The organism is Amphibacillus indicireducens (assembly GCF_039539605.1).
GTDB classification, from domain to species: Bacteria; Bacillota; Bacilli; order Bacillales; family Amphibacillaceae; genus Amphibacillus; species Amphibacillus indicireducens.
This window is the reverse complement of the sequence record NZ_BAABDL010000128.1, coordinates 1-5,744: the sequence shown is the minus strand read 5'-3', so window position 1 is coordinate 5,744 and position 5,744 is coordinate 1. Positions and strand designations below refer to the sequence as shown.

6 protein-coding genes are annotated in these 5,744 nt (G+C 35.8%); 1 reads left to right on the top strand and 5 read right to left on the bottom strand.

Translation table 11 applies throughout. From position 1 onward, the window contains the following. Positions 1 to 146 precede the first annotated feature (146 nt). The 4 genes from perR to bcp form a co-directional block, all read right to left on the bottom strand. The gene (gene perR, locus ABD814_RS11820) at positions 147 to 590 is read right to left on the bottom strand and encodes a peroxide-responsive transcriptional repressor PerR (protein WP_344913409.1); all 444 of its coding nucleotides are present in this window, start codon (positions 588 to 590) and stop codon (positions 147 to 149) included. 273 nt (positions 591 to 863) lie between these two features. Beyond that, positions 864 to 1,424 carry a cob(I)yrinic acid a,c-diamide adenosyltransferase gene (locus ABD814_RS11815; RefSeq protein WP_344913407.1) on the bottom strand — a complete coding sequence of 187 codons (561 nt, stop codon included), beginning with the start codon at positions 1,422 to 1,424 and terminating at the stop codon, positions 864 to 866. Position 1,425: 1 nt separating this feature from the next. Further along, on the bottom strand, positions 1,426 to 2,376 hold the full coding sequence (locus ABD814_RS11810) for a D-2-hydroxyacid dehydrogenase (RefSeq protein ID WP_344913405.1): 951 nt from the start codon (positions 2,374 to 2,376) through the stop codon (positions 1,426 to 1,428). Positions 2,377 to 2,461: 85 nt separating this feature from the next. Further along, the gene (gene bcp, locus ABD814_RS11805; RefSeq protein ID WP_344913403.1) at positions 2,462 to 2,932 is read right to left on the bottom strand and encodes a thioredoxin-dependent thiol peroxidase; all 471 of its coding nucleotides are present in this window, start codon (positions 2,930 to 2,932) and stop codon (positions 2,462 to 2,464) included. A 920-nt stretch (positions 2,933 to 3,852) separates the two neighbouring features. Here bcp and ABD814_RS11800 point away from each other — a divergent pair. Then, the gene (locus ABD814_RS11800; RefSeq protein ID WP_344913401.1) at positions 3,853 to 4,920 is read left to right on the top strand and encodes an FUSC family protein; all 1,068 of its coding nucleotides are present in this window, start codon (positions 3,853 to 3,855) and stop codon (positions 4,918 to 4,920) included. A gap of 83 nt (positions 4,921 to 5,003) precedes the next feature. Here ABD814_RS11800 and ntdP read toward each other — a convergent pair whose 3' ends face one another. Beyond that, positions 5,004 to 5,537, bottom strand: a complete 534-nt coding sequence (gene ntdP / locus ABD814_RS11795) for a nucleoside tri-diphosphate phosphatase (RefSeq protein WP_344913399.1) — start codon at positions 5,535 to 5,537, stop codon at positions 5,004 to 5,006. Positions 5,538 to 5,744: the final 207 nt, after the last annotated feature.

Sequence of the window (5,744 nt, the reverse complement as noted above, 5' to 3'; positions counted from 1 at the left end):
CACCCCTTATCCCTATGTATACCAAGGGATGAAGGGGTGGTTTTGTGTGATTTCACTGTAAAACTCAAGATAATGAAACAACCCCTTTTCACTTCAAAAAAACATCCCTACTTGGATCGATTCCAAGTAGGGATTTGCTTGATTAATTAATGGGTCACTTTACAGTCCGGGCATATGCCATAGATTTCCATGCGGTGGTGACTGATCGAAAAACCAGTAACTTTCTCCGCCAATGATTCAACTTCATCCAAAGTCGGATAATGGAAGTCAACAATCTTACCACATGATTCACAGATAACATGGTAGTGCTTTGATGTAGCATAGTCAAAACGACTAGAGGCATCACCATAGGTCAATTCTTTAACGAGTCCAATTTCTCTAAATACTCGCAAGTTGTTATACACGGTTGCGACACTCATATTTGGGAATTTCCCTTCCAACGCTTTATAAATTTCATCAGCTGTCGGATGTGATTTTGCATTAACTAGAAACTCTAATACAGCAAATCGCTGTGGCGTTATTCTAACACCTGACTGTTTTAAACGTTCAACTGCATCTTGAAGTTCATTATGCTCGTGATGATCATGCATGGCCACCCACCTCACTTTCAATAAATAAATTTGTTTGATAGCCGTTTAAATAGATACTATATAAGTTTAGTTATTCAATAATTGCAATTATTACTTTATAATCCTTACAATTAGTTTACCCTTTAACGGTTGTTCTGTCAATTAAACGGTCTATTTATTAAAAGTTGTGCTGAAATGAGTAACCGCAAATGTCTTCGGTGGGACGAGTAATCGCAGTCGCAGTCCCAGTTCCAACCCCAATTAGTGAGGATAATACCCCCTCTGATTAAAGTTTTAAGCTTTTTCAAAACCTAGCTCTTCGTATGCGCTAAATTTGTTAACGTATCTAGCGGCAACAAATAAAAGATCTGATAAACGATTTAGAAAAACGAGTACGAGTGGGTTTACTTCATCCTTTAGGCCAACGACAATCCGCTCTGCTCGTCTAACAATTGTCCTCGCGTGATGTAAAGTTGCACCTGTTGGATGGCCATTCGGTAAGATAAACTGCGTTAATGGTGATAATGTTTGTTCCCATTGATCAATTGTACTTTCTAATTGATCAATATGTTCTTGGATTAATGGCCAAGCAACTTCTTTCCCTTTTGGTGTTGATAGCTCTGCCCCAACATGAAACAATAGTGTTTGTATATTTTTCATACATTCTACAAACGTCTTTCGTTCTTGAATTGACCAACTTAAACCTTGATCTATTGTGCTTGTTGCAACACCAATCACTGCATTCACTTCGTCACATGTTCCGTAAGCTTCTACACGTAAATGATTTTTTGGGACACGTTCACCATAGACTAATGATGTTTCACCTTGATCACCTGTCCTTGTATAAATCCGCACCTTAATACCCCCTGTCTAAATTTATTTTATTAATTGAAACTGTACCTGTAGAAATATATTGATTTAAACTTTTTTCAAACAACTCCATCGCACGAGGAATATATCGATCTGATCCACCAGAGACGTGTGGTGTCAAAGTTACTTTTTCATGTGACCATAATCGACTTTCTTTCGGTAATGGTTCAATCGGTGTTACGTCTAATATAGCATGCTCGATTTCATCATTATCTAGTGCATTGACTAAAGTTGCCTCATCGACTGCTGTTCCTCGACCGATATTTAAGAAAATAGCTGTTTTCTTCATCCACTTGAAATGTTGCTCTTTATAATAGCCTTCTGTTTCCTTTGTACTCGGTAAAATTGAAACGACAAAATCAGCTTCTTTTAGCGCTTGCTCTAAGTCATCCTGGCGATAAACATAATCAAAATGTGGACGCGAACCTCCAGAATAGGTGACAGCAATTGTTTTCATTTGAAATGCTTTAGCTAGTCGTGCCAATTCTTCCCCAATCGAACCAGCCCCTACAATAGTTATTGTTCGACCAGTTATTTCACGCCTCTTAATTGTCTTATCCCAAAGTTTGTCTTTTTGTCTTTGATGAAAAATCGTTAAATTTTGATAGTGGCTTAACAGCATCGCTACAGCATATTCTGCCATTTGCGTTTTATGTATGCCTCTCACATTTGTTAATAATATCTGCCGTTGTTTAATTACTTCAAGAGGCATTCCGTCGATGCCAGCCGAGAGCACCATGATCCATTTTAACGACTTTGCCTTTTCGATATCGCTGGCTCCAATGTCGTTTCCATATGTTAATAATATATCTGCATCTTTTAAATATCGCTGAGCTGCTTTAATATTTTCCATGTATCTAAAGGTGTAATCCTTGTATTGCTCCTGTAATTGGCGTTCAATTTCCGCTGTTAACCGTGTTGTTGATAAAATGATCATTTGCATCCCCCGCTATCCGAGATTAAATTTAGTTTCTTTGTAGAAAAATGCCAAACTTAAATGACTCAACACTAGCATAATATTGTTACTCTTCTGTTATCTCTTTAATGGCTTGTAAAACTTGTTTTGTATGGCCGATAACTTGGACATCTTTAAATATCTTTTGAACAATTCCATTTTGATCAATTAAATAAGTTGAACGGTTAATCCCTAAGTATTGTTCGCCTGCTTTTTCTTTCAGTTTTGTTGCACCAAAATCTTTTGCTAATTGATGATCTGCATCAACAATTAATGAAAAAGGTAGATCGTGTTTTACTTTAAACGATTGATGACTTTCAGCTGAATCTGGGCTGACTCCAATTATCGTTGCATTAAGTTCCTGAAACTGATCATAACCATCCCGAAACGAGCAAGCTTGTGTTGTACAACCTGGTGTATTATCTTTCGGGCAAAAATATAAGACAACAAATTCTCCTGAATAATCGGTTAAAGCGATCGTCTCACCTTGATCTGTTGTTAATTGATAAGTTGGTACAGCATCTCCTACATTAATCATTGAATCCCAGCTTTCCTCTTGTTTTTTTGTCAAAAGTAGTTAAAAGTACTATTTATTAATTCCCTTATTATGAGCTCATTAAACGGTTATATCGCAATAGATTCGCTTGACGATTAACGATCGAATTCATGCTAACTCAAATAAACATTATGTTTAAAAATAAGTTTTATCGCATATTTATTCACCGGATTATAATAAGCATTCAGTTGTTGCTATCCTTTATTGTGATCAGATCATAATATTGACTAAAGGATTAAATCCTATTATACCAGCATTTCATCTATTTAGTAAGTTTAATATCATTCCATTATCGTTCGGTTTTGAAGTAAATTTTAGTATCAGATCCTATTTTTCTAAATTAACTATAATATTATGAATATTTATTTATTTTGAATTGATTATCTATTCAGATTATGCTATGATTATTTTTGAAATTTATTTTTCAACTCATGCTTTTTTTGTCAATTTGTATGACTTCCCTTCAAAGCATGAACTTGGCCTTTGCTGAGATTTTCTCAGTAAAGGTCCTTTTTGTTTAGCTGTCTTTATTTCAGGAAATATTATATGATATAAAGTGAAACTTCAATCAGTCGGGGGGCTTCATCCCTCACTGATTGGGACTGGGACTGGGACTGGGACTGGGACTGGGACTGCGATTACTCGTCCCATCGAAGGCATTTGCGATTACTCGTCCCACCGAAGACATTTGCGATTACTCGTTCCATCGAAAATATTTGTTAGTACCACAAGGGTATGACCTAAAGGCCCTTGAACCAATCGGGCCGTTACTGTCAGTTGATCTCCCATTTACAATTCTTGGTTTCCTTCGAATTCTTGAAGTGGGAGTCTTACTGACAGTTGCACTGCGATAAATGAATTTTATTAAGTTAAGTAGTTTATTTAAAGGGGGCTTTCTTCTGATGAAGTTAGGTGCTCGGATGTTTAAAACAGGATTGGCTGTTGCAATCGCATTATATTTTGCTGGACTGATCGGTTTTCCTTCATCAGTATTCGCTGGATTTGCTGCTGTTTTTGCGATTCAACCGTCTGTTTATCAATCGTTTAAAATTACTTTCAAACAACTATATGGAAATTTCATCGGTGTATTAACCGGAATTCTTTTAGCATATACATTGGGGAATGAAGCAGTTGTCGTTGGCTTAGCAGTCGTGATTGTAATTGTTATTTGTCGATTTTTAAAGTTTGAGAAAAGTGCTGTCTCAATTGCTTTAGTTGCAGTTATTTCTGTGATGGAAACGACATCGATGGAGATCTTTCATTTTGGTATCGTACGTTTTTCATCGTTAATGCTCGGGATATTGTCTGCTTTTATTGTCAATCTTGTTTTTATTCCACCTAAATATGAGTCAACATTATTTGAGCATATTAAAGAGTTAACATTAGAAATTATTCAATGGTTAAGGGTTACGATTAGACACTTATCTGATGATCCTTCTTTAAAGAAAGAAATGCAGGAACTGAACCGGAAGCTGATTCGAATGGATGAACTGTATTTACTTTTCTCCGAAGAGCGAATCTATTTATCAAAAAACAAATTATCTCGGATAAGAAAGCTTGTTATCTTTAGGCAATTAATTAAAGTGAGTCATGTGAGTTTTAGTTTACTTCGAACAATTCATACCGTCGACAACCGAACAAATATGATTCCAGTCGATATTCGGACAAAGCTTGTTCAAGAAATTGATTTTGTTGTCCATCGACATGAACATATGTTACTTAGCTTCACTGGAAAAATTAAACCTTATGACAAAACACATGATAGTCAATCAAATATTTCCAACTTTGTTGATGCATTATTAAACTTATATCAAGAAAACGAAAGTGATTATTTAATTTTCTTACCCTTAGCAACTAAATTAATCAAGTACGATCACGAACTCAATCACTTACAAGCTTTATTAAGTAGCTATGATAAGTTCCATGCCAATGAAAAAGTAAAAATTATTTCAAAACGTGATCTAGATTAAATTAAAAAATGACCTCCTTCACGAAGTAGAAACTGATAACAATTAAAAGTTTTTACGTGTAGGCTTGGTCATTTTTTAATCACTTAAAACGAACGATAAGTCAAAAACATTTCATACCATCGCTCAACATGCTCGTATGCAAACGGACCTTTACGTTGATGAATCATCTGGATCAACTGACTGACATTATTCCATAAAATTCGGTCCATCACATCCGGATAATTCATTTGTTTACGATGAATTTTATACTCATCTTCATCAAGAAGTGTATAAGTCATATCAGGAAAAACTTTAATATCTAAATCATAGTCGATATACTTCACCGCCCCCGCTTCATAGATAAACGGTGAACTGAGATTGCAATAATAATGGACACCATCATCTCGTAGCATGCCGATCACATTAAACCAATGCTTTGTATAAAAAAAACAGATTGCCGGTTCACGAGTCACCCATGTTCGTCCATCACTTTCTAACACCCTCGTCCGATCATTTGCACCTATAACTCGTGTCTTTGTTGCTTTTAGGACAGTCGTCTCTTGCCATGTCCGATGAAGCTGTCCATTATGTTTGTAGCTATGAATTTTTATAGGTGAACCTTGATTTGGAACAGCCATTGTTTCTTCCTTTCCCTTGCTTAAACTGACTTTATTATAGCTTTAATCAATCATAATTGAAACTATTTACACTCAAAACTATGTATATAAAGTAACAAAGACACTCGTAAAAATAATATAACTAGCTACGATCATAAATTGAGATAGGGGGAGGTGACTAACCTCCGTCCCTCTCACACCACCGTACATACGGTTCTCGTATACGGC